Origin of the sequence: Anaerotruncus sp. 1XD42-93, from assembly GCF_009917605.1 — a bacterium.
In the GTDB taxonomy this organism is placed as follows: Bacteria; Bacillota; Clostridia; order Oscillospirales; family Ruminococcaceae; genus Anaerotruncus.
Map to the genome: position 1 here is coordinate 1 of NZ_QZEG01000239.1, position 543 is coordinate 543.

Genomic DNA, 543 nt, shown 5'->3' on the forward strand with positions numbered 1-543 from the left:
CGAATATAAAGAGTAGAGACCTGTGACAAAAAGTATAGTTTTTGTCACAGGTCTCTCTTTTTGTTTTTTCTGGAAATTTTCCGTATATAAGACGAAGATTTTACCTTTCGTATAAATATTTTCCCTGATATAGGAATAATATCTCATATTTTAGGAGAAATCCGCGCCTTCCGAGGTGTGACATTGGCTATACCTTTTGTCACACCCCCGGAAGGCTTTTTTGCGTTACAAGGAGGTAATCGTATGCTGGTTCTTGGGACAAATGTTGGAGAATATGTGGTGATCGACGACCGGGTAGTCGTGCGGGTGATCCGCCTGAATGGCGACATCAAGCTCGCGATCGACGCGCCGAGGGAAATCCCGATCGTGCGCGGGGAAGTGTATGAACGTACCCACCCGCGTCCGGCGGTGATCGAAAACGACCGCCGGCGTTACAGCCAGCCGCGCAAAAACTATGCAGCAGGCCCGAAATCAGCGTCACGCTGAAACCAAAAGTTTCGTCCACCTTTTCAAAGGTGGCGGGGTCGAGGGGCAGAGCCCCCG

1 protein-coding gene is annotated in these 543 nt (G+C 49.5%); it reads left to right on the plus strand.

Going from position 1 to position 543, the window contains the following annotated elements; genetic code table 11:
* The first annotated feature begins 243 nt into the window (after positions 1 to 243).
* Complete coding sequence (locus D5269_RS18230) at positions 244 to 486, plus strand: carbon storage regulator (RefSeq protein WP_016317068.1); 243 nt, start codon at positions 244 to 246, stop codon at positions 484 to 486.
* The last annotated feature ends 57 nt before the right edge of the window (positions 487 to 543 follow it).

What these genes read in the sequence shown, in the direction of transcription:
- D5269_RS18230 (WP_016317068.1), top strand. Translation starts at nt 244, where the DNA reads ATGCTGGTTCTTGGGACAAATGTTGGAGAATATGTGGTGATCGACGAC.